This is a genomic window from Marinobacter zhanjiangensis, from assembly GCF_014651935.1.
Lineage (GTDB): Bacteria > Pseudomonadota > Gammaproteobacteria > Pseudomonadales > Oleiphilaceae > Marinobacter > Marinobacter zhanjiangensis.
Genome location: NZ_BMXV01000003.1, coordinates 467,898 through 488,457, shown reverse-complemented (window position 1 = coordinate 488,457; position 20,560 = coordinate 467,898). Strand labels below are relative to the sequence as shown.

18 protein-coding genes and 1 pseudogene are annotated in these 20,560 nt (G+C 59.1%); 12 read left to right on the top strand and 7 right to left on the bottom strand.

Going from position 1 to position 20,560, the window contains the following annotated elements:
* The first annotated feature begins 116 nt into the window (after positions 1 to 116).
* The 6 genes from IE079_RS08915 to IE079_RS08890 all read left to right on the top strand — a co-directional run bounded on the left by IE079_RS08915 (position 117) and on the right by IE079_RS08890 (position 6,249).
* Positions 117 to 785: a response regulator gene (locus tag IE079_RS08915; RefSeq protein ID WP_189575533.1), complete on the top strand. Its 669-nt coding sequence runs from the start codon at positions 117 to 119 to the stop codon at positions 783 to 785.
* Positions 769 to 2,109 carry an ATP-binding protein gene (locus IE079_RS08910; RefSeq protein ID WP_189575531.1) on the top strand — a complete coding sequence of 447 codons (1,341 nt, stop codon included), beginning with the start codon at positions 769 to 771 and terminating at the stop codon, positions 2,107 to 2,109. Before IE079_RS08915 ends, IE079_RS08910 begins: the two co-directional genes overlap by 17 nt.
* A gap of 291 nt (positions 2,110 to 2,400) precedes the next feature.
* Positions 2,401 to 3,144: an NYN domain-containing protein gene (locus IE079_RS08905; protein WP_189575530.1), complete on the top strand. Its 744-nt coding sequence runs from the start codon at positions 2,401 to 2,403 to the stop codon at positions 3,142 to 3,144.
* Positions 3,145 to 3,541: 397 nt separating this feature from the next.
* Complete coding sequence (locus IE079_RS08900) at positions 3,542 to 4,243, top strand: HupE/UreJ family protein (protein ID WP_189575529.1); 702 nt, start codon at positions 3,542 to 3,544, stop codon at positions 4,241 to 4,243.
* Positions 4,244 to 4,258: 15 nt separating this feature from the next.
* Complete coding sequence (locus tag IE079_RS08895) at positions 4,259 to 4,954, top strand: hypothetical protein (protein ID WP_189575528.1); 696 nt, start codon at positions 4,259 to 4,261, stop codon at positions 4,952 to 4,954.
* 476 nt (positions 4,955 to 5,430) lie between these two features.
* The gene (locus IE079_RS08890) at positions 5,431 to 6,249 is read left to right on the top strand and encodes a DUF1194 domain-containing protein (protein WP_189575527.1); all 819 of its coding nucleotides are present in this window, start codon (positions 5,431 to 5,433) and stop codon (positions 6,247 to 6,249) included.
* Between the two features lie 249 nt (positions 6,250 to 6,498).
* Here the strand turns inward: IE079_RS08890 and IE079_RS08885 are convergent, their stop codons facing one another.
* The gene (locus IE079_RS08885; protein WP_189575526.1) at positions 6,499 to 8,115 is read right to left on the bottom strand and encodes a methyl-accepting chemotaxis protein; all 1,617 of its coding nucleotides are present in this window, start codon (positions 8,113 to 8,115) and stop codon (positions 6,499 to 6,501) included.
* Between the two features lie 571 nt (positions 8,116 to 8,686).
* Between IE079_RS08885 and IE079_RS08880 the strand changes: the two genes are divergently transcribed.
* On the top strand, positions 8,687 to 9,679 hold the full coding sequence (locus tag IE079_RS08880) for an aldo/keto reductase (RefSeq protein ID WP_189575525.1): 993 nt from the start codon (positions 8,687 to 8,689) through the stop codon (positions 9,677 to 9,679).
* A gap of 79 nt (positions 9,680 to 9,758) precedes the next feature.
* On the opposite strand, the pseudogene IE079_RS08875 reads toward IE079_RS08880, so the two are convergent.
* The 4 genes and pseudogenes from IE079_RS08875 to IE079_RS08860 form a co-directional block, all read right to left on the bottom strand.
* Positions 9,759 to 9,869: pseudogene (locus IE079_RS08875) on the bottom strand (aldehyde dehydrogenase family protein); the annotation flags it as partial.
* On the bottom strand, positions 9,870 to 10,373 hold the full coding sequence (locus tag IE079_RS08870) for a shikimate kinase (protein ID WP_189575523.1): 504 nt from the start codon (positions 10,371 to 10,373) through the stop codon (positions 9,870 to 9,872).
* A gap of 172 nt (positions 10,374 to 10,545) precedes the next feature.
* Entirely contained in the window at positions 10,546 to 11,301 is a 756-nt protein-coding gene (locus tag IE079_RS08865; RefSeq protein ID WP_189575521.1) for a c-type cytochrome, read from the bottom strand.
* A 60-nt stretch (positions 11,302 to 11,361) separates the two neighbouring features.
* Positions 11,362 to 11,916, bottom strand: coding sequence for a DJ-1 family glyoxalase III (locus IE079_RS08860; RefSeq protein WP_189575520.1), 555 nt, complete (start codon positions 11,914 to 11,916; stop codon positions 11,362 to 11,364).
* 95 nt (positions 11,917 to 12,011) lie between these two features.
* On the opposite strand from IE079_RS08860, the gene IE079_RS08855 reads away from it, so the two are divergent.
* The 5 genes from IE079_RS08855 (at position 12,012) to IE079_RS08835 (ending at position 17,842) form a co-directional block, all read left to right on the top strand.
* Positions 12,012 to 12,833 (top strand): M90 family metallopeptidase, encoded by an 822-nt coding sequence (locus tag IE079_RS08855; protein WP_189575518.1) that lies wholly within the window; start codon positions 12,012 to 12,014, stop codon positions 12,831 to 12,833.
* A 226-nt stretch (positions 12,834 to 13,059) separates the two neighbouring features.
* Positions 13,060 to 14,349 (top strand): cytochrome c, encoded by a 1,290-nt coding sequence (locus tag IE079_RS08850; protein ID WP_189575516.1) that lies wholly within the window; start codon positions 13,060 to 13,062, stop codon positions 14,347 to 14,349.
* A 35-nt stretch (positions 14,350 to 14,384) separates the two neighbouring features.
* On the top strand, positions 14,385 to 14,891 hold the full coding sequence (locus IE079_RS08845) for a (2Fe-2S)-binding protein (RefSeq protein ID WP_189575514.1): 507 nt from the start codon (positions 14,385 to 14,387) through the stop codon (positions 14,889 to 14,891).
* Positions 14,884 to 17,199: a xanthine dehydrogenase family protein molybdopterin-binding subunit gene (locus tag IE079_RS08840; protein ID WP_189575512.1), complete on the top strand. Its 2,316-nt coding sequence runs from the start codon at positions 14,884 to 14,886 to the stop codon at positions 17,197 to 17,199. The genes IE079_RS08845 and IE079_RS08840 overlap by 8 nt, the downstream gene beginning before the upstream one ends.
* A 10-nt stretch (positions 17,200 to 17,209) precedes the next feature.
* Positions 17,210 to 17,842 carry a nucleotidyltransferase family protein gene (locus tag IE079_RS08835; RefSeq protein WP_189575510.1) on the top strand — a complete coding sequence of 211 codons (633 nt, stop codon included), beginning with the start codon at positions 17,210 to 17,212 and terminating at the stop codon, positions 17,840 to 17,842.
* Here IE079_RS08835 and IE079_RS08830 read toward each other — a convergent pair.
* Together IE079_RS08830 and IE079_RS08825 are read right to left on the bottom strand one after the other, a co-directional pair.
* On the bottom strand, positions 17,832 to 18,839 hold the full coding sequence (locus tag IE079_RS08830) for an XdhC family protein (RefSeq protein WP_189575508.1): 1,008 nt from the start codon (positions 18,837 to 18,839) through the stop codon (positions 17,832 to 17,834). The genes IE079_RS08835 and IE079_RS08830 overlap by 11 nt on opposite strands.
* Positions 18,839 to 20,533 carry a long-chain-fatty-acid--CoA ligase gene (locus IE079_RS08825; protein WP_189575506.1) on the bottom strand — a complete coding sequence of 565 codons (1,695 nt, stop codon included), beginning with the start codon at positions 20,531 to 20,533 and terminating at the stop codon, positions 18,839 to 18,841. Before IE079_RS08825 ends, IE079_RS08830 begins: the two co-directional genes overlap by 1 nt.
* Positions 20,534 to 20,560: the final 27 nt, after the last annotated feature.

Below are 20,560 nucleotides of genomic sequence, written 5' to 3'. Positions count from 1 at the left end.
TCGCGCACTAACCTGAACCCTTCCTGAAAACCCGGAATTATTTTTCCTTCAGGCTCAGTTCAGGTTTCTCAGCGAGACTATGCAGGCTTTGTTCTTACTTCGGAGAGGCGTGACTAATGAGAGTGCTTCTGGTGGAAGATGACCGCCTGCTGGCGGAAGGACTCAGGGGCCAGCTGGAGAAAGCAGGTTTCAGCGTGGATAGCGCACACACCGCGCGGGAAGCAAGGCTCCTTGGGGAACATGAAGATTACCGGGTTGGCATCCTTGATCTGGGACTACCCGATGGCAACGGACTGGATGTGCTGAGGCAATGGCGCGGGAACAACATTGGCTTTCCGGTGCTGATCCTGACCGCCAGGGGGGACTGGCAAGACAAAGTCAACGGCCTGAAGGCTGGGGCCGACGATTATCTGGCCAAACCGTTCCAGACCGAAGAACTGATTGCCCGACTCCAGGCCATTGTGAGGCGAAGCGAAGGGCGGATTCAGAATACGTTGAAGGCAGGGCGTTTCGAACTGGATGAGAACCGTCAGATGCTGAAAGCGGACAGTGACCAGGAATACAGCCTGACCGGTACCGAGTTTCGGTTGCTACGATGCCTCATGAGCCGCCCCGGTCACGTCTTCTCCAAGGAGCAGCTGATAGAGCAGCTTTACAACCTGAACGACAACCCAAGTGAAAACGTGATCGAAGCCTACATTCGCCGGCTCAGGAAATTGGTAGGGGCTGACACCATCAAGACTCGACGTGGCCAGGGTTACCTGTTTGATGCCGATGTTCATTAGGCAATATTCGGTCAGGCGAATGCTGTTAATTCTGTTGCTCCCGGCAGGCATTGGTCTGATGGCGCTGGCTTGGTTTATTCATGGTGCCTTGCTGGAGAGAATGTCCCAGGAGTTCGTTGCAAGCCAGTTGAAGGACGAGGCAGCCTTTCTGGAACACCAGTTACGTCAGTCTGGAGGCAGGATTGATAGGCTCCGGACCGGCGATTATTTCCAGGAAGTGTTCCACCATGCTTTTGCCATTGCCTCATCATCCCGGCAGAGCATTTCCCCCGAGTCTTGGGCCCCCCTGCTCAGCCCATTGCTGGCAGTCGATAGACAGGGAACATTGAGGGTACAACACCCCGATGTTCCCGATGCCCCGTCCGATATTCTTGCTTATCGCCGGTCATTTCAGGTCAACGGCTCCCCCATCATCGTAATTGTCGCTGAGGACATGGAAGTACTGCACAACAACCAGGCCGAACTACAGGCATGGACGGCGATTTTCTCAATCCTGTTGATCATTCTACTGGTGGCAAGTATTTGGGTCGGGATCACCGTCTCCTTGCGCCCCGTCGTGACACTTCAGGCCGCCCTGAAAAGGCTTCAATGTGGCGAAATCTCACGGATCAATGTGGACGGACCCGAGGAATTCCGTCCCCTGGTCCAACAGCTCAATCAGCTTCTGGATTCACTGGATCAACGGCTGGAGCGCTCCCGGGATGCTCTCGCCAACCTGTCTCACAGCGTCAAAACGCCAATAGCTGCGGTCAGGCAAATTCTGGAGGACACCAGCCGCCCCCTCGATGAAAAGTTAAGGCGGGAGATGGCATCAAGACTGGGTGACATCGACAATCAGCTCGAGGCAGAAATGCGCCGCAGTTGGTTCGCGGGTCCGCAGGTGGGCAAAAGTGCTCACCCAGTCAAACAGGCGCGCGACCTGCTATGGATGTTGGGCCGTCTCTATCCGGAAAAATCCTTTGAGCTCACTACGGATCTGACGCAGGAGCACCGTTGGCCAATAGAGGAGCATGACCTGAACGAGATACTTGGAAACCTTCTTGATAATGCCGGCAAGTGGTCTTCTCGTTGCGTGGAGCTCTCCCTGAACGACAACAGTGGTCAGATTCGGATTGTAGTCAGCGATGACGGATCAGGCGTCGCGGATGAGGCTCGTGATCAGCTGGGCAAACGCGGGTTTAGACTGGACGAGCAGAAACCTGGCCATGGTCTGGGCCTGGCAATCGTGCTCGATATTGTTCATCGCTACGAGGGGCAACTGAACTTCAGTATCAGTCAAATGAATGGGCTAAAAGTGGCCATTCATATCCCTGGCCCAAACTGATAGTTCATCGGGCAGAAAGCGAGAATGTGTTCAAGGGGTAATCCCCCCGATGATAAATCCGGGCTAGCGATTCCAAATTCCGTTGGTTGCATCGATTTAAGAGACCAGCGCGTGTCAGGTAACTAGCCGACACGACGGGCCGTGGGCCGGACGAAAACGGTCACCTGGTTACGCTAGGCCCGCCTGTGCCGAACTAACCATAACCTCATAGTCATGGAGACAAACTTGCCGCCATCAAGGCATGCTAAAATGCGAATAACGTCATCAGATAAACAGGAACGCCCAGGGACGATGAACACCAACTACAAGATCGCACTACTCATCGACTGCGACAACGTCAGCCACCACTCAATTGAAGGCGTGCTGCAGGAACTGGCCAAATACGGCGCAGTTAACGTTCGGCATGCCCATGGCAACTGGAATGGCCCGCAGCTTGGCGGCTGGATCGACAAGCTCCACGCCAATGCCATTCGGCCGGTCCAGCAGTTTGCCTATACCAGTGGGAAGAACGCCACAGACGCTTCCATGATCATTGACGCCATGGACCTGCTGTACAGCGGGAATGTGAACGCCTATGCGCTGATGACCAGCGACAGCGATTTTACGCCGCTGGTCATGCGGATTCTTGAGGCGGGCCTCCCTGTGTTTGGCTTTGGCGAGCGCAAGACGCCGATGCCCTTTGTTAATGCCTGCTCCCAGTTCATCTACACGGAAAACCTGCGGGAGGAGAGCGACGAATCGGACAGCACCGGCAGTGGGGAGGAGCCCAAGCCGCCGGCCAAATCCAAATGGGACCGGAAACAGCTGCGTGGTGATTCAGTGCTGGTTCGCACCCTGCGCACGGCGGTGGAGCAGACCGCAGATGATGACGGCTGGGCACACCTCGGCCAGGTGGGTCAGTATATTTCCAATAACAGCTCGTTCTCACCGGTGAACTACGGGTACAAGAAGCTCAGTGACCTTATCCGGGCCAGCGAGCTGTTCGATATCAGCGTTCGGGACAAGAATGTCCTCTATATAAAGAGCCCCGGCTAGTGTCCCGTCTGGCTAATTCCTTTCCAGAGTCAGTGATCTGCATGTGTGGGCGATTGGCTCAAACATCCATGCGGCCATTGTTTCCGTGGTTTCACACCAGCCTGAGTCACCCACACTCTACAAAGAGCGCCTTCAGGCCCGCTGTCGGTCCCTGGTCCATGTGACGGTTGAACCGCTCCGGTGCGATTGATGCGTGTGATCATTTACCATGTTTAATTCCTATCCCGCCGTGGGGGGATGATATTCTCCGCCTTCGTTGAAATCCAACAACTGACTCGGCACTTCAAGATTGATGACTTCGGCCATTCCCGCTTGATTTTTACCGTTTACACGGCCCACGGAACCACATTCGATTGGAGTCTTTATGTTCTCAAGCTTGCCTGGCGGATGCCGCAGCATGTCCTCAACGGGCGCAGGCAGTCGTCTTTTCTGGATATTTCTGACACTGGGCTTGATGGGCCTGAGTACCGATGTGCTGGCCCATGCTGTCGCTCAGGGCGACAAGGGGTACATTCAGGAAATTACCGGTGTGAATCTCATTGCGTTCATCTACCTGGGGGCCAAACACATGGTCACCGGCTATGATCACCTGCTCTTCCTGCTCGGTGTGATCTTCTTTCTTTACCAGATGAAGCACATCGCGATCTACGTGAGCCTGTTTGCTCTTGGACATTCCACCACCATGCTGCTGGGGGTGTACTTCAACGTGGGCATCAACAGCTACATCATTGATGCGATTATCGGTCTGTCCATCGTGTACAAGGCACTGGACAATATTGGTGCCTATCAGCGCTGGTTTGGCTTCCAGCCCAACACCAGGGCCGCCACGCTCATTTTCGGGTTCTTCCATGGCTTTGGCCTGTCGAGCAAGATCATTGAATACGACATCTCGCCAGATGGGCTGATTCCGAACCTCCTCGCTTTCAACGTGGGCGTGGAAATCGGACAGCTTATCGCCCTGGCCATGATCCTGATCGTCATAAGTTTCTGGCGCAAAACCGATGGCTTTTTCCGCCACGCCTACACCGCCAACGTGGCCATGATGAGCGCAGGCTTCCTGCTCTTTGGTTACCAACTCACCGGTTACTTTGTCGCCTGATTCCGGAGATTCGCTATGTACAACACGGATATACCAAGTCGTGAAGAATTACCCAGCACCGCCAGACTGATTCGCTCAACCATCATTGCCGCGATTGTGGCGCTGATTCTGCTGGTTACTGTGGTAATGCCCGCAGAATACTCTGTGGACCCGACTGGCGCGGGCCGACTGCTGGGGTTGACCGAAATGGGGGAAATCAAGGAACAGCTCGCCGAGGAAGCCGCCGCGGACGAGGCAGCCGAGATGGTTGCCGTGCAATCCTCAGCCAACCAGACGGCACCGGAAGTCACAGAAACTACTAATGCCGAATCGGTTGAGGAACCAGCTTCTACTTCCGAAACCGAGGCTGTATCCACTGAGCCGGAGCCTTCACCTGAACCGGAAACCACGGGGCCACAGTGGCAGGATGAAGTACGCGTGGTTCTTACGCCGGGCGAGGGAACTGAATTCAAGCTCACAATGGATGAGGGTGCTGTTGCCCGGTTCTCCTGGGTGTCTGAGGGTGGTCCTATCAACTACGACACTCATGGCGATGGAGGCGGACAGTCGATTTCATACGAGAAAGGCCGGGGTGTGCCGGAAGACGAAGGCGAGCTTGAAGCCGCTTTTACCGGCAACCATGGCTGGTTCTTCAGAAACCGGAATGATAACGATATTACCCTGGTACTCCGTACCGACGGGGACTACGGTCAGCTGAAGAAAATGCTGTAAGAGACAAAACCTGCAAAGGGCTGGCGGGGAGCCGGTCCTTTGCATTGCCCAGATTGTCTGGTTCGGCACAAGGGGTTGCGAATCCGTTCCAGCAGCAAAATACCCGCATTCACACGAATGAACTATCCTCAGCGCAATCTGCACAAGCATTTCACCGGCCCGTCCTTTCTCATCTGGAAACAGTCTTGGCTGGTATTTGGCGTATTCACCTGTCGATTTTATTTACAAAATACAAGAATAATGAAAGATGCGGAAAACAGGTCTTTTGAAAAGGTCTCTACACATCAGTCATATATCCCTCACACGGCTATAACGGCCCGGTTCATGCTTGGTGGCCAAAGCCACAATTCTGCGCGTACAGATGGCCAGGCCACAGATCGGGTCTGATTCAGCCAGGCTAGTAGTTCCACGCAAGGTCGATTTGACGGTTGGCAAACTGCGACACGTCCCGAAACAACCTTAAGAGGATTCAACCAATGATCTGTCTCAAGCACGCAATCGGAATTCCATTCGCTTTCCTGGCAGTCGCCTTTACATCCCAGGCCCAGGCTATTCCCGTAGACCTTGAATTATCGCTGGTTATCGACATATCACCCAGCATTAACACTTCCGAATACAATCTCCAACGTCAGGGCTATCAATCTGCCTTTATGGACTCGGGGGTACAGTCAGCTATAACCAGTCTGCCAGGCGGCATCGCGACTAACGTCATTTTCTTTTCCCGGAGTGCGGTTGAGAAAATATCCTGGACCCACCTGTACGACACCAACAGTATCAGTACGTTCGCCTCCGCCATTGGCAGCCTTGCACCAACCGGGGTACTACGGAGTGGCACCGATATCGCTGACGGCTACAACCTTGCCATCAATTCCTTTGCCAATGGGTTCGAAGGCTCACGGAAGGTTATCGATATTTCAGCTGATGGCCCGCAGAACCTCAACTCCGGTTGCCCCGCATTCGGGGATGGCAGTGATGCCGGATGCATTGCTCAGACCAGTTCAGCCAGGGCTGCTGCGGAACAAGCCGGAATTGTCGTGAACGGGTTGGCGATTGCCCCTGACGAGTTCCCGGGAGGTGACGGACTTGGGTATCTCCAGAATCAGATTATTACCAGCACCGGCTTTGCCGTCTCGGCCGATGATTTCGAGGACTTCGCTGATACGATTACTGATAAGATCTTCCGAGAAATCACAGACCCAGATCCTACCCCCGTGCCCGTACCTGAACCCGGTACGTTTGGCCTGCTTCTACTCGGTTTCCTGGCCGTCACAGCTCGTCGGCGCGTTGCCCGGTAGTCTACAAAAATCAAATATCCGTTAACCCTCACCCTCGCAGCGAGGCTGGAAGTATTACGCTGGCTGTCAGTCTTGCTGAGAGGGTGCAAACGGGAATCAAAGGTCCATGCGTGGCCAACAGAAAATACCCGAAAGCCAAAAAATTCAGCTACCTTGAATCAATATAACTATCCCGACTCCTATGGTTGCGAATCGGCCACTTCGGGCATCTGGCTTAAAATCAGCACGAAGGTTGAGGTCAGGCCAAGCTTACTTCCGCGACAACCGGAACTGCTCAATGGTCTTGCGCAAGTTTTCCGCCATGGACAGTAGATCACCGGCAATGCGAGCGGTTTCTTGAGCATCGCTGGAGGTCTGCTCCGCTGACCGGCTAATCTCAATCACATTGTGGTTGATGGACTCGGATACATCGCTCTGCTCGTTGGCGGCATTCTCCATTTGCTCATTCAGGCCGGTGATCTCTCGCACCTCTGCGGCAATGGTCTGGAGTTCCTGCTCCACCTTGAGTATCGCCTCCACCTGATGCTGGGCCATTTCAGAGGCGTGGCGCATGGTGCCCACGCAGTCCACCACCTCTTTCTTGAGGCCGTCGATGGTGTTGCGGATTTCCACGGTAGAATCCTGGGTACGTGAGGCCAGCGCCCTCACCTCGTCCGCCACCACCGAGAAGCCCCGGCCCTGCTCTCCAGCCCGTGCCGCCTCGATGGCAGCGTTGAGCGCCAGCAGATTGGTCTGATCGGCGATTTCAGAAATCAGCTCCAGGCGGCCGGCCATTTCCGTGGTTCGCTGATCCAGCTGCTCGATGCGTTGTGCCCCCTCCTGAACCTCGGTATTCAGGGACTCGATCCCGTCAACAGCGGCCCGGGCCAGGCGCTCTCCGCTGTCTGCCGACCGGGCGGTGTCAGCGGATTTGCGGGCCGTGGTGACGGCATTTTCCCGCACCTGTACCGCCGAGGCGGCCATTTCCGTGGTGGCACTGGCCACCTGGTCGGTGTTGTCCTTCTGGGCCAGCACCTCCCGCTCTGTGGTTTCCGCCTTGCCGGCAATGGCCCTGGCGGCCGCCTCAACCTGTGCGGCGTTGTCCATTACCGTATGCATGCTCTCGCGGATCTTGCTGACCATCCGGTTAAAGGCCTTGGATACGGAGCCGATCTCATCGTTGCGGGTCACTTCCAGCTCGAGGGACAGGTCGGAATTGCGGGAAATCTCGTCCATGCGATCGTGCAGGCCCCGCAGACGGGAAAACACCAACCGTCCGAGAAATACCGTAGTCAGAATGAAAATGACCACAAAGATCAGAATCTGGATTCCACCGTTCACCACCAGTTGCTGTTGCAGCTGAGCGTCGCTTTTCGCCAGGGAATAATCCACCCGGATCGCCCCGAGCACATCCCCTTCTTCAGCCTGATGGCACCCCAGGCAGTTCACCCCCTGGTAATTGGCGCTGGCGACAACGGGTTCAATCATGGTGTACACACGGCCCTGCTCATTCTCGGAGTACAACTCCACCTGCTCCCCATCGAGAGCTCTCAGGTCCTCCGGTTGCCGCTGTTGCTCATCCTTGTTGCCGGCACCGTACATGGCGTTGAGCTGATCACTACGGATGACGCGGACATCCAGCACCTCTTCAGGCGCGGTAACCTTGTCACGCAGCACCTCCCGATTGCCGATGGTGCCGGTCACCATCATGGTGTTCAGTCCGTCAAAATAGGATTTCGCCAGGCCATCCACGTACTTGTGGCTGTATTCCTCAAGATGGGTGCGCTGGGAATACGCGCTGTAGGCGATAGTGAACACCAGGATAAGGGAGAAGGCCGCAGCCAGGGCCGCAAGCAGCAGGAAACGGATTGAATAGTGTTTTTTCATGGCATCTCGGTGGTCAGGGAGCGACTGCAATAAATGACGACTGTCTGGCGCATAACTTTATAGATATGCGTCAACTTTTAAATGATCTGGATCAGGGATCCATCAGTCAGTGGGTCGGCATCTAGCGTGCCGTGCGGTTAATTCGCTGATCTACTGAGCCCCTGAGGGCCTTGAGAGCAAGGCGCGGTGGCGAAGGTTTGGTGGCTCCAAATCGAGGCAGCGCAACGCGGCTATCAAGGCCCTCAGGGCTCCCGAAGGGCGCGACGCTGGGGCTTCTGGCCGGTGTTGCCAGCCCTTGATGTGGAACCACCACACCCGCGGACTGGCGCCTTGGCCAGAAGCCCCAGCGTCACGCAGTAGTTCAGCGAATTAACCGCACGGCACGCTAGGCAGACGGAAGCTCCCGTGTCGTCAGACGTTTCTCAGGTGCCAGGCAGGGCGTTGCGCTAAAACGGCATATCACTTCACCGTCGCGATCCGCAGTTGAATTGTCGCTCCGGTAAGTCCACATTTAATAAGAACAGAGTTAACAAACACAGCTTTCTGAACTTTCCCGGACAATGGAGGCACCATGAAAACCCGCACCTTTGGCAATACCGATATTGAAGTAACCCCGGTCGGCCTTGGTACCTGGGCCATTGGTGGATGGATGTGGGGCGGTACCGACGAAGCCCAGTCCATCGATACGATCCACGCCGCTATCGACAAGGGCATCGGACTCGTGGACACCGCTCCGGTCTACGGCTTTGGACGGTCCGAGGAGATTGTCGGCAAGGCCCTGGCCGGTGGACGTCGTGACAAGGTAGCGCTCGCCACCAAGGTTGCTCTTAACTGGGACGAGAATGAAAACGTTCAGCGGGATGCACGAGCCAGCCGTATCCAGAAGGAGGTTGAAGACTCACTGCGGCGCCTTCAGACAGACACCATCGATATCTATCAGGTCCACTGGCCTGACCCCGCAGCGCCCATGGAAGAAACCGCCAAAGCCATGGAAAAGCTGTTCAGGGACGGCAAGATCCGCGCAATCGGTGTCAGCAACTTCTCACCGGAACAGATGGACGAATTCCGCAAATTCGCGCCGCTTCACAGCCTGCAACCACCTTACAACCTGTTCGAACGCGACATTGAGGACAGGATCCTGCCTTACTGCCGGGACAAGGGGCTGGCCACCATCACGTACGGCGGTCTGTGCCGGGGCCTGCTGTCCGGCAAGATGAGCCGGGACAGACAGTTTGAAGGGGACGACCTGCGCAACAATGACCCCAAGTTCCAGGGGGAGCGCTTCGATCAGTATCTCAACGCGGTGGATGCGCTCGACCAATATGCCAAAGACAAGTTCGGCAAAAGCGTACTCGCCCTGGCGCTGCGCTGGCTGATCGATCAGGAAGACGTGACCACGGCCCTTTGGGGCGCCCGTCGACCGGACCAGCTGGACCCCGTCTCCGAGATCGAGGGCTGGTCCTTGTCAGCAGATGACATGAAGGCCATCAACGACATCCTGGCCGAACACGTCAAGGACCCGGTCGGACCGGAATTCATGGCACCGCCCAGCCGCGAGGACTGAGAGGCGTCGACTCAGACCCGCCCCTGCAAAGGAGTAGCCGGCCACCCGGATACACCTTTGAGGGGCATGCGCAGTCGCTTCAGGACTGGTTGACCATCACGGACTTGATGTTGACGAATTCCCGCATGCCGAAGCCGCCGTGTTCACGGCCATAGCCACTGTCCTTCACACCACCGAAGGGGAGATTCGGCTAGTCTGACTCCAGTGCAGCCAGCACTGCCTCACACTCCTCGTCGTGAGTGAGCCCCGCCCCCGTCACCGTGACATCTGCGTAGCGGGTATAAAGCGCAAAGCGTTCTTCGAACAGCTCGGAAAGGGACTGGTCCGGCCGGCGTGAAATCCCCCGCAGGCTGTGGTCTCCGATACGTTCCACGACCACATCCAGCGGGATATCCAGAAAAACCACCGTGCCGCCGGTCTTGAGGTGGGCCATGGCGGCATCGCTGTAAACGGCACTACCGCCCGTGCTGATTACGTGGTTCTCGACGTTCAGATTCAGCAACACTCGCTCCTCAATCCTGCGCAGGGCCTGGTAGCCGTCCTGATCCACGATTTCCTGCAGCGTGCGCCCTTCTTCCTGCTGGATGAGCAGGTCGGTATCCACGAAGCCAAGGCCCAGTCGCTTGGCAATCAGCACTCCCACGGTACTCTTGCCACTGCCCGGCATGCCGATAAAAACCAGGTTCCGTGCCATCGCCCTGCTACCCCTCTTTACGCTTGGCCGCGCGACAGGCTGCGGCGGTGAGCAGTACATCGGTAGATGAATTCAGCACCGTTTCGGTGGAATCCTGCACAACGCTGATCACAAAGCCAGGGGCTGACCTTGCTTCATTCCAGGGCATCGTGGGACTGGCTGAAGATATCCATCAATGGGTGTGCCCGTCAGAGTAGTGATCGTCCTCTTCCTGCCGGGCATCAGCGCCAGTGGTGGTCTCTTGCTCTACGGTCTGACCCTGATCGTGGTCCATGCTGGCCTGGCCGTCACCCTGGTCGTGGTGACCGTCGTCTTCTGAAGGGTGATCTGCAGCCTCGTCATGGTGGTCGGACCCGGTGCCCGTCATTGCGCTCATATCTGTATGCTCATGATCGTGACCATCATCGGCCTGGCCAGCGCCAGAGGAATCCGGCTGAACAAGAGCGACATACTGCTCTTCAGACAGCGAGGGATAACGCTGCAGGAAAGCCGTCAGCTCCCAGAGGTCTTCATCCTCGTGAGTATCACCCCAGGCGGGCATGCCGGTCATCCTTATGCCGTGCTTAATGATCCAGAACTGCTCCCCGGCGGTCCAATGCCCTTCTCTGTCGAGGGCCGGAGGTGTCGGGTTCAGACCCTGCCGGATAAGCGAATCAGACTGCCCCGGCTTCAGATGGCAGGCAGCACAGAGCTGATCATAGGCCCTGGCGCCCTGGCGCACACGCTCCTCGCTGACCAGGTTCTCAGGCACCTCGATATCTCCGGCCCGCCCCTTGACGGATCGGTGCATGGCCGTATGCAACGCCCAGTTGCCAATATCGGTATGCTCCTCGGTGGCCGCAACGTTATAGACCCCGCTATAGACAAACAGCGCGCCGCCAAGGCCAAGAACAATCAGCGTTGTTATAACGCCATACAGGAATCGCATTGTATTCTCCGGACAGTTGTTATTCTGGATTTGCTCCGATAATACCCGGTTAACCGGCTATCAGGGCAGCATCATCGGTGCGGCCACCTGGTCGCGCACATCCTCGCCGCAAACCCTCGCGACCAGCTCCAGCGCAAATTCGATGGCCGACCCCGGCCCCTGGCTGGTGATGCAGTTCTGATCCACCACCACCCGCTCGGTTACCCGTGACTGGTCCGGCAGATCTTCACGAAAACCCTGATGACCGGTGGCCGCCAGGCCGTCCAGCAACCCGTGCGGGGCCAGCGCCACCGCTGGTGAGGCACAGATGGCGGCATACCAGAAACCTGCCTCCCGCTGCTTGCGCAAGCGGTCTATCAGCAGAGCGCACTCCGACAGTTTTTGGGCACCGGGCATACCACCCGGCAGGGCGATCAGGTCATAGTCGTGATCCACGCAGTCCTGCAGCAGGGCATCGGCAGTAATGCGGGTCCGCCGGGACAGGGTTACGGTCTGGTGTTCATGCACGCTGGCGACGGTGACTTCCACGTTGGCTCGACGCAGTACATCGATTATGGCAATGGATTCGATGTCTTCACTGCCATCGGCGACGGGAACGAGAGCGGTCTTGTTCATGGTACCTCCTTGGCATATCAGGACCATAAAGGGATAGGATATCCCTACTATAACAGTGAATCCGCCCAGCCAACCTCCAGGGACGCCATTACGCCATGTCACCAGGCCTTGTATTCGCCATATTCGCCGTCGCCGCCCTGTCCCTGGCCGTGTTCTTCCTGTTTTTCTACCGTAACTGGCGCCGGCGCAGGGAGCTGGAGCAGCCTTTTCCGGCGGCCTGGCGCAAGCTGTTGGAAACAAGGGTGCCCCTGTATACACGGTTGCCGAAGCATCTCAGAACGGACCTGGAGCAGCGGGTTCAGCTGTTCCTGTCGGAGAAGGAATTCTACGGCTGCGACGGCTTTGAAATCGACGACACCGTGCGGCTGACCATTGCCGGCCACGCCTGCCTGCTGATTCTTGCTCGCCCGTACAGCGACTTTGACGAGATCCGCAGCATTCTGGTCTATCCGTCGGCCTACCAGGTCATGGAATCCAGGCAACAGGGCATGGTGGTGGACATGACCCACCAGGTACGGGCGGGTGAGGCGTCAACGATCGGGCAGGTGGTCTTGTCCTGGCATGACTGCGAGCGAGGGGCACTGTCCCCGGGCAGCCACCACAACGTGATTCTCCACGAATTCGCCCATCAGCTCGACTATCTGGACGGAAGCGCCGATGGCGCACCGCCACTATCCGGGGCCCAGGCCGAACACTGGCAGCGCACCATGAGCGAAGCCTACAGGCACCTGCAACACGCCCTGCGCCACCGCCAGACCAGCTGGCTGGACCCGTATGGCGCCACCGAGCCCGCGGAGTTCTTTGCGGTACTCACCGAGACGTTCTTCCAGCAACCCGGCCACCTTTTTGAAAAGCAGCCCCAAGTCTATGAAACTCTTTGCGGTTTCTATCGTATCAACCCGCTCGACTACCATTGAGGGCAGCCATTGGAAGTGGCCCACACAATGAACGGATCACATTGGGTATTCCGGTGATTCGTCGCCTAAACTGATTAGTCGTGTTGATGTATTGGTATGAAACTGTAAGCATGCAACCGAAACAAAACCTGTAAAACAAGACTACAGTGTCTTACCAGCTACCCGAAACCATCCATCTACCCGGCACACACCTCGGACGGTCACGGGACGAACAAGGAGAAGAACGGTGATAAAAAAAATACTGATGGGAATTGTCGGCCTGGCCGTACTGGTTCTGGCCGTGTTCCTGGTCATTGCGTGGGAGTCGTCGGTTGACCCCGTTGATCCGCCTGCCAGCGACCAGTTCAGCCAGCAGCAGATCGACCGTGGCGAAGTCATTTCCGGCCTCGGCAACTGCCAGACCTGCCACACCACCGACCCCGAGCAGCCCTACGCCGGGGGCCTGGCCATGCCGACCCCGTTCGGCACCATCTACACCACCAACATCACGCCGGATCCCGAAACGGGCATTGGCCAGTGGTCTCAGGAGGCCTTTGCACGGGCCATGCGTGAAGGGGTGGACCGTTCAGGGTCCCACCTGTTCCCCGCCTTCCCGTATACCCATTTCACCAAAATGACAGACGAGGATGTGGCGGACCTGTACGCCTACGTCATGACCCGGGAGCCGATCCGCACCGAGGCACCGGAGAACACCCTGGAGTTCCCGTTCAATATCCGCATGCTGCAGGCCGGCTGGAAGCTGCTGTTCTTTGATGAGGGCCGTTACCAGGCCGAGGACAGCATGAGCGATGAATGGAACCGCGGTGCCTACCTGGCCGAAGGCCTGGGCCACTGCAGTGCCTGCCATTCGCCCCGAAACCAGTTCGGCGCGGAAGACAAGGGCCAGGCCTGGGAAGGCACTGTCGTCAACGGCTGGTACGCGCCGGCGCTGAACGAGAGTAACCTGTCCCCCGTGGACTGGACCACCGACGACGCCCATGCCTATCTGCGTGAGGGCGCGTCTCCGTTCCATGGTGTCGCCATCGGCTCCATGGCGGATGTTGTACATGCCGGACTGGGCAAGGCGCCGGACGAGGATGTACGGGGTCTGGCAGTCTGGCTGAGCGACCTGGCCGGTGCCGCGGACGGTGAGCAGGCGGGCAGTCAGGCTACCGCGGCTATCAAGAGCGCACAGGCACAACTGGGTCCCGACCCCAACATGAGCCAGGGCGAACGCATCTATGCCTACGCCTGCGCATCATGCCACTACAACGATCCCGCCAGCCCCAACGCCATGCGCCCGGACATGAGCCTGAACAGCGCCGTCACCGCACCGGACCCGGTTAACCTGATTCGCGCCACCCTGCACGGTGTCTCCCAGGAAGACGGCATACCGCAGGTCATGATGCCCGGATTTGCCAGTGCTCTGAGCGACCAGGAAATCGCCAGCCTGCTGGGCTTCCTGCGCGAGACCCATACCGACCAGCCAGCCTGGGATAACCTGGAACAGACCATCCGGGACCACCGGGAACAATAACCGTGGCCGAGAGAGACCAGAACGGAGCGAACACCATGGCAACAGAATTCCAACTCAACGGCCAGGCCATCACTGTCGACATTGACGGTGATACCCCCCTGCTTTGGGCCCTGCGGGACGACCTTGATCAGACAGGCACCAAGTACGGCTGCGGCATCGGCATGTGCGGAGCCTGCACAGTGCTGGTCAACGGCCGCGCAACCCGGTCCTGTATCACCCCGGTGGAGTCCGTGGCCAACGCCACCGTGACCACCATCGAAGGGCTGGACCCTGACGGCGAACATCCTCTGCAGAAAGCCTGGGTGCAGACCCAGACCCCCCAGTGCGGCTATTGCCAGAGCGGACAGATCATGCAGGCCGCCGCCATGCTCAAGGACTTCCCCGACCCCACCGATGAACAGATCAATTCGGTGATGGCAGGCAACCTTTGCCGTTGCATGGCTTATGTACGTATCCGCGAAGCCATCAAACTGGCCGCCCGGGAAATGAACGGAGCCGGCGCGGACAATGCGTCTGTCGCAGGAGGGGCCACCAATGAATAAATTCGAACGCTATCTCAATCGTCCCGAGGGCACGGAAACACCGGCGTCCGAAAACACCCTGCCTGTCAGTCGTCGAGGCTTCCTGATCGGCGCTGCCGGTGCCGGCTTTACCCTGGCGTTCTTCCGCTCCGGGCTGAGTTTTGCCCAGCCGGAAGAGGTAGTCGAGGCAGAGACGTTCGATCCCACCATCTGGTATCACATCTTCCCGGACGGCCGCATTGTGGTGAATATTGCCGAGGCAGAAATGGGGCAGCACGTAGGCACTGCCCTCGCCCGCATCGTGGCCGACGAACTGGAGGCCGACTGGTCCATGGTGGAATTACACCATGTGGACAGCGACCCCAAGTGGGGCCTGATGGTCACCGGCGGCAGCTGGTCCATATGGCAGAACTTCACACCCCTGAGCCGGGCCGGCGCGGCGGGCCGTCAGGCATTGATCGAGGAAGGCGCCCGCCTGCTGGGTGTCAGCCCGGACCAGTGCCAGGCCCGCAACAGCCAGGTGATCGCCGGTGACCAGTCCATCAGCTATGGCGATATCGTCAGCCAGGGCGATCTCAGTCGCACCTACAGCGAGGAAGAGCTCAAACAGATGCCCATCAAACCGGCATCTCAGCGGCGACTGATCGGGCGTGAGTCCCGGGCACTGGACATTCCGGACAAGACCGACGGCACCAGCCAGTATGGGCTGGACGCCAAAGTAGAAGGCATGGTGTACGGGCGCCCTCTGATTCCGCCCACCCGCTACGGCTCGACCGTGAACAGTGTGGACGACAGTGAGGCGAAATCCGTCAAGGGTTACCAGCAGACGATTGTGCTGGACGACCCGACCGATACCGCGCCGGGCTGGGCCGTGGTGATTGCCGACTCCTTCCACGCTGCCAACAAGGCGGCGGCGAAGGTGAAAGTGGACTGGACCGCCGGCGATACCGCCGATGTCAGCGAACAGGACATCCTGGACCACGCGGTGGAACTGATCGAGAACCCGGACAAGGGCTCGCTCATGTTCTCCGATGAAGGCGTTGACGAGGCCTTCAACAATGCCTCTGATGTCTTCGAGCAGGACTACATCACCCACACGGTTCTGCACTTCCAGATGGAACCGGTGAATGCGCTGGCCTACGAGAAGGACGGCACCTGGGAAATCCACACCGGCAATCAGTGGCAGTCACTGATCCTGCCGGTACTGGCCAAGGCATTGGGTGTGAAGGAAGACAAGGTCGTGATGCGCACCTACATGCTGGGCGGCGGTTTTGGTCGTCGGCTAAATGGCGACTACGCTGTACCTGCGGCACTGGCGTCACAGCAACTGGGCAAGCCGGTGAAACTGGTGTTTACCCGCGACGACGACATCCGCTTTGACTCACCCCGGTCGCCCTCCTATCAGCGCATGCGGATGGCGTTCGACGATAACGGCAACCCGGTCGGCATGGAACACCATGCGGCCGCTGGCTGGCCCACGCAGGTGATGGCCCCCTTCTTCATGCCCAAGGGCGCCAATGACGAGCCTTTCGACCCGTTCTCCGCTCAGGGGGCGGCCCACTGGTATTCCGTCGGGCCCCACCGGGTACGTCCCATCTCCAATGACCTGGCCAATGCTACTTTCCGACCCGGCTGGCTGCGTTCCGTCGGCTCTGGCTGGATCAACTTTGCTATTGAGTCCTTTATGGATGAGGCCGCCCGCGAGGCCGGTCAGGACCCCATCGATTTCCGGCTGGCCCTGCTGAAGGCGGAAGGCAAGAACGCCGGCGAAGCCCCCAACTCAGTGGGCGGCGCCTCACGCCAGGCCAATGTGCTGCGGCGGGTGAGGGAAATCTCGGAGTGGGGCCAGGACATGCCGGAAGGCACCGGCCTTGGCGTGGCCACCACCTACGGGCAGGAGCGCAACATGCCCACCTGGACCGCCTGCGTGGCCAAAGTGAACGTGAACCGCGAGACCGGACGGGTGAAGCTGGAGAAGCTCACCCTGGTCACCGATGCCGGCACGGTGGTGCATCCCGATGGCGCTCGCGCCCAGGTGGAAGGGGCAGCACTGTGGGGCGCCAGCATGGCACTCCATGAAGGCACCCGATTCGAGAATGGCGAACCGGTTGACCGTAACCTCAACACCTATACGCCCATGCGAATCGGTGATGTACCGGAGCTGGAGATCGAATTTGTCGACAGCACCGAAGCCGCCGTGGGCCTGGGCGAACCAGCGACCACCGTCACTGGCCCCGCCATCGCAAACGCGATCTTCGCGGCCGTTGGCATCCGCTTGCGGGAAATCCCCATTACTCCGGAAGCCGTGCGCGAGGCTCTGCAGGCCTGATGGCAGTGTGATGGTAGTGGCGCCCGGCCCCCGATGGCGAAGGCAGCGCTCCTGTGCCGCTGCGTTTCGCGCCACCAGTGCCACCCCGGCGCTGGTACTGGCCGCCGGTGCCTCCCGCCGCTTCGGCAGCAGCAAGGCCCTGGCTCGCTGGCGTGGTCAGTTGTTGCTGGATCACGCCATTGCCCAGGCCCGTCAACTCAGCCCCGATGTGCGGGTAATCACCGGTTGCCGCGGACCGCTGCTGCCCCTCCGGGCTCACCGTCACCCGTCATCCTGGCTGTTTACAGGCGACTGGCCCCAGGGCATGTCTGCCTCCCTGAAACTGGGCATCCGTACCCTCCCCTCCCCGGCACACGGGGTATTCGTGGTGCTGATGGACCAGCCGCTGATTGACAGCGAAGGTCTTGCCCGGCTCGGTGAAGCCGCCCGCCGGGAACCGGGGCTGCCGTTTGCGGCGGACTACAACGGCCGTCCGGGTGTTCCTGCGTATCTGCCGCGCTGGCTATGGCCAGCTCTGATGACCCTGGAGGGGGACCGGGGGGCCGGCCAGCTATTGAAGGCTACCGGCGCCCATCGCCTGGCTATCAGCGGGGTGGCCGCAGACGTGGATACACCGGAGGATCTGGCGAACCTCAGGCGATAGACGCAGCAACTGTGGTATCGGCCACTGACAGCAGTGGCCTTTTTGCCACACCCGTGCGGTAAACCTGGATCATCTCCGCCAGTATCGACAGGGCGATCTCCACCGGATTAGCCGCGCCGATATCCAGGCCCACGGGCCCGTGAATCCGCTCCGGCGCCTGGCTAAAACCTTCCTCTACCAGCTGCTCACATCGTTGCCGATGGGTACGTCGACTGCCCAGTGCCCCCAGATAGAAGCACTCGCTTTGCAGCAACGGCTTAAGCAGTGCCGGCTCCCAGTCATGCTCATGGAACATCAGCACCGCCGCCGTATGCGGATCCAGAGGCGGCACCCTGACCGACACCGGCGACCTCAGCAGGTCCGTCTCCATGCTTCCTTCACAGGCGGCAAGGGTGGCCTGATCCGGGGAATGAAGCGACACAGTAAAGTCACTTTCCTGCGCCAGACGTGCCAGCGTATAGGCGTTCGGACCCTTGCCGTAAACCATCAGCCTTCGTGGCGGGTAGTACCAGCGGCGAAAACCACTGGCCGGATCAGCACCAGCCGGGTCGATAACCGCCTGGTGCGGGCCCGCTGCCGGGGTGTCCAGGGCAACCACCCGGCGTTCGGTCAGTGCCTTGTGGATGGACTGCATTACCTCGTCGTTCACGGTTACGTCGATGAACAGTTCCACTGAAGCACCGCAGGGCAACTGGATATCCAGATAGTCGGAACCCGTGCCCAGGCGCAGGGTCCGGTTGCGCCCTTCCGCCAGCGCGGCCCGGGCCTCGTCCACGATTACGGTTTCGGCGCAGCCACCGGTCAGGTGACCGGCATAATGCCCGTCGGCCGCCACTACCATCTGGCTGCCCGGCGGGCGGGGCGATCCACCTTCCGAGCCCACCAGCGTTACCAGCGCAACTGCCTGCCCCCGCTGGCGAAGGGCCAGAAAGTCCTCCACCAGGCAATCAAAGCTACGCAGCCGGGTGACGGCTCCGTCGACAGCGGACTCACTCATCAACGGCGTACCTCGGCATAGAGTTCCTTCTTGGACAGCTTGCCTACCTGGGTCTTCGGCAGTTCATCGCGGATTTCCATACTGTGGATCATCTCATGCTTGCCCAGGCGCGGTTTGAGGAAGGCCTTCATCTCATCCAGGGTTGGCTCCGGCTGGCCCTCCTGCAGGGTGATATAGGCCCGGGGGCTCTGGCCGCGGTAGTCGTCTGGCACACCGATGACCGACACTTCCGCCACTGAAGGATGTTCGTACACCGCTTCCTCGATGTTGCGGGGGTATACGTTGTAGCCGCTGCAAATGATCATGTCCTTGGTACGATCAACGATGTAGAAAAATCCCTTCTCGTCCATCCAGGCCACGTCACCGGTGCGGAAATAACCATTGGCGGTCATGGACTCGGCAGTGGCGTCGTCCCGCTTCCAGTAACCTTTCATTACGTTGGGGCCGGCAATGCAAAGCTCGCCGCGCTCGCCCTGGGGCATTTCCCGGTCGCTGCCATCCAGGTCAATGATCTTCAGGTCGACGCCCGGCACCGGTAGCCCGCAGGCTCCGTCCGGCGACACCATGCCTTCGGGCGTGAACGTACCCAGGGCGGCTGTTTCGGTCATGCCCCAGCCCTCCTTGACGGAACAGCTGGCAGCGTCCTGGAACCGTTGCTGCAGCTCAACCGGCAACGGCGCGCCGCCGGAGTTGCAAAGCTTCAGGGAATCAAGCTCATACTCCTTCAGCCCGGGTATCGCCAGCAGCGCTGACAGCATGGTGGGGACCGCCGGGAAGACCGTGATCTTCTCCCGCTGGACGGTTTCCAGAGCCTGCTTCGGATCAAACTTCATGTGCAGGTACAAGGTCGCGCCGTTGCGCAGACCAAACAGCATATTGACCACGATGGAATAGATATGGAACGGCGGCAGCACCGCCAGCACCCGCTCTTCCCCGGAGGCTACCGTGCTCTTCAGAGCGGTACCAAGCTGGTCCGCGGCGCAGGCGATATTGCCATGGGTCAGCATCGCCCCCTTGGGCGCGCCGGTGGTTCCACCGGTATACTGCAGCACTGCCAGCCCGTCCAGGTCTTCCGCCTCGGCATGGCGCTGGTAGTTGCCGTCGTTATTCAACAGGTCCGCAAAGCTCATCACACGATCGTCATCGGGCACTGCCGCCAGCTCACCGGCCTGGTCGAGCTGGCTGCGCACGGCATCGGCCTGCAGGGCGAACTCATCCACCGAGCCCACCACCAGCTTCTGCAGGCGCGAAGTGCCCAGAAATCCGGTCATATTGGGCAGCAGCGCCTTGAGGTCCACAGTGACCATGATGTCGGTTTCACTGTCGCCGATCTTGTGCTCCAGGATACGCTCGGCATCCAGTGGCGAATAGTTCACTACCACGCCACCGGCCCGGAGAACCCCTAGAAAACCAATGATGCCGTGAGGAGAATTGGGCAGATACAGTCCGACATGAACCCCGGGGCCAACACCGAGTTTCTGAAAACCGGCAGCCGCCCGGGACACCAGCTGGTCCAGTTCCGGATAGGACAGCTCGCGCCCCATGAAATTGACGGCCGCCCGGTCAGGCCACCGGCTGGCCGAGTCTGTCAGCATCTGGTGCACCGACAATCCGGTCAGTTCCGGTTGCTGGGGAACCTCGGGGGGATAACTGGAAAACCAGGGGGAATCAGGGGCAACAACGGATTTGGTCATGGATACTCCTGTACAGTCTCGTCATTA

What these genes read in the sequence shown, in the direction of transcription:
- IE079_RS08915 (WP_189575533.1), top strand. Translation starts at nt 117, where the DNA reads ATGAGAGTGCTTCTGGTGGAAGATGACCGCCTGCTGGCGGAAGGACTC.
- IE079_RS08910 (WP_189575531.1), top strand. Translation starts at nt 769, where the DNA reads ATGCCGATGTTCATTAGGCAATATTCGGTCAGGCGAATGCTGTTAATT.
- IE079_RS08905 (WP_189575530.1), top strand. Translation starts at nt 2,401, where the DNA reads ATGAACACCAACTACAAGATCGCACTACTCATCGACTGCGACAACGTC.
- IE079_RS08900 (WP_189575529.1), top strand. Translation starts at nt 3,542, where the DNA reads ATGTCCTCAACGGGCGCAGGCAGTCGTCTTTTCTGGATATTTCTGACA.
- IE079_RS08895 (WP_189575528.1), top strand. Translation starts at nt 4,259, where the DNA reads ATGTACAACACGGATATACCAAGTCGTGAAGAATTACCCAGCACCGCC.
- IE079_RS08890 (WP_189575527.1), top strand. Translation starts at nt 5,431, where the DNA reads ATGATCTGTCTCAAGCACGCAATCGGAATTCCATTCGCTTTCCTGGCA.
- IE079_RS08885 (WP_189575526.1), bottom strand. Translation starts at nt 8,115, where the DNA reads ATGAAAAAACACTATTCAATCCGTTTCCTGCTGCTTGCGGCCCTGGCT.
- IE079_RS08880 (WP_189575525.1), top strand. Translation starts at nt 8,687, where the DNA reads ATGAAAACCCGCACCTTTGGCAATACCGATATTGAAGTAACCCCGGTC.
- IE079_RS08870 (WP_189575523.1), bottom strand. Translation starts at nt 10,373, where the DNA reads ATGGCACGGAACCTGGTTTTTATCGGCATGCCGGGCAGTGGCAAGAGT.
- IE079_RS08865 (WP_189575521.1), bottom strand. Translation starts at nt 11,301, where the DNA reads ATGCGATTCCTGTATGGCGTTATAACAACGCTGATTGTTCTTGGCCTT.
- IE079_RS08860 (WP_189575520.1), bottom strand. Translation starts at nt 11,916, where the DNA reads ATGAACAAGACCGCTCTCGTTCCCGTCGCCGATGGCAGTGAAGACATC.
- IE079_RS08855 (WP_189575518.1), top strand. Translation starts at nt 12,012, where the DNA reads ATGTCACCAGGCCTTGTATTCGCCATATTCGCCGTCGCCGCCCTGTCC.
- IE079_RS08845 (WP_189575514.1), top strand. Translation starts at nt 14,385, where the DNA reads ATGGCAACAGAATTCCAACTCAACGGCCAGGCCATCACTGTCGACATT.
- IE079_RS08840 (WP_189575512.1), top strand. Translation starts at nt 14,884, where the DNA reads ATGAATAAATTCGAACGCTATCTCAATCGTCCCGAGGGCACGGAAACA.
- IE079_RS08835 (WP_189575510.1), top strand. Translation starts at nt 17,210, where the DNA reads ATGGTAGTGGCGCCCGGCCCCCGATGGCGAAGGCAGCGCTCCTGTGCC.
- IE079_RS08830 (WP_189575508.1), bottom strand. Translation starts at nt 18,839, where the DNA reads ATGAGTGAGTCCGCTGTCGACGGAGCCGTCACCCGGCTGCGTAGCTTT.
- IE079_RS08825 (WP_189575506.1), bottom strand. Translation starts at nt 20,533, where the DNA reads ATGACCAAATCCGTTGTTGCCCCTGATTCCCCCTGGTTTTCCAGTTAT.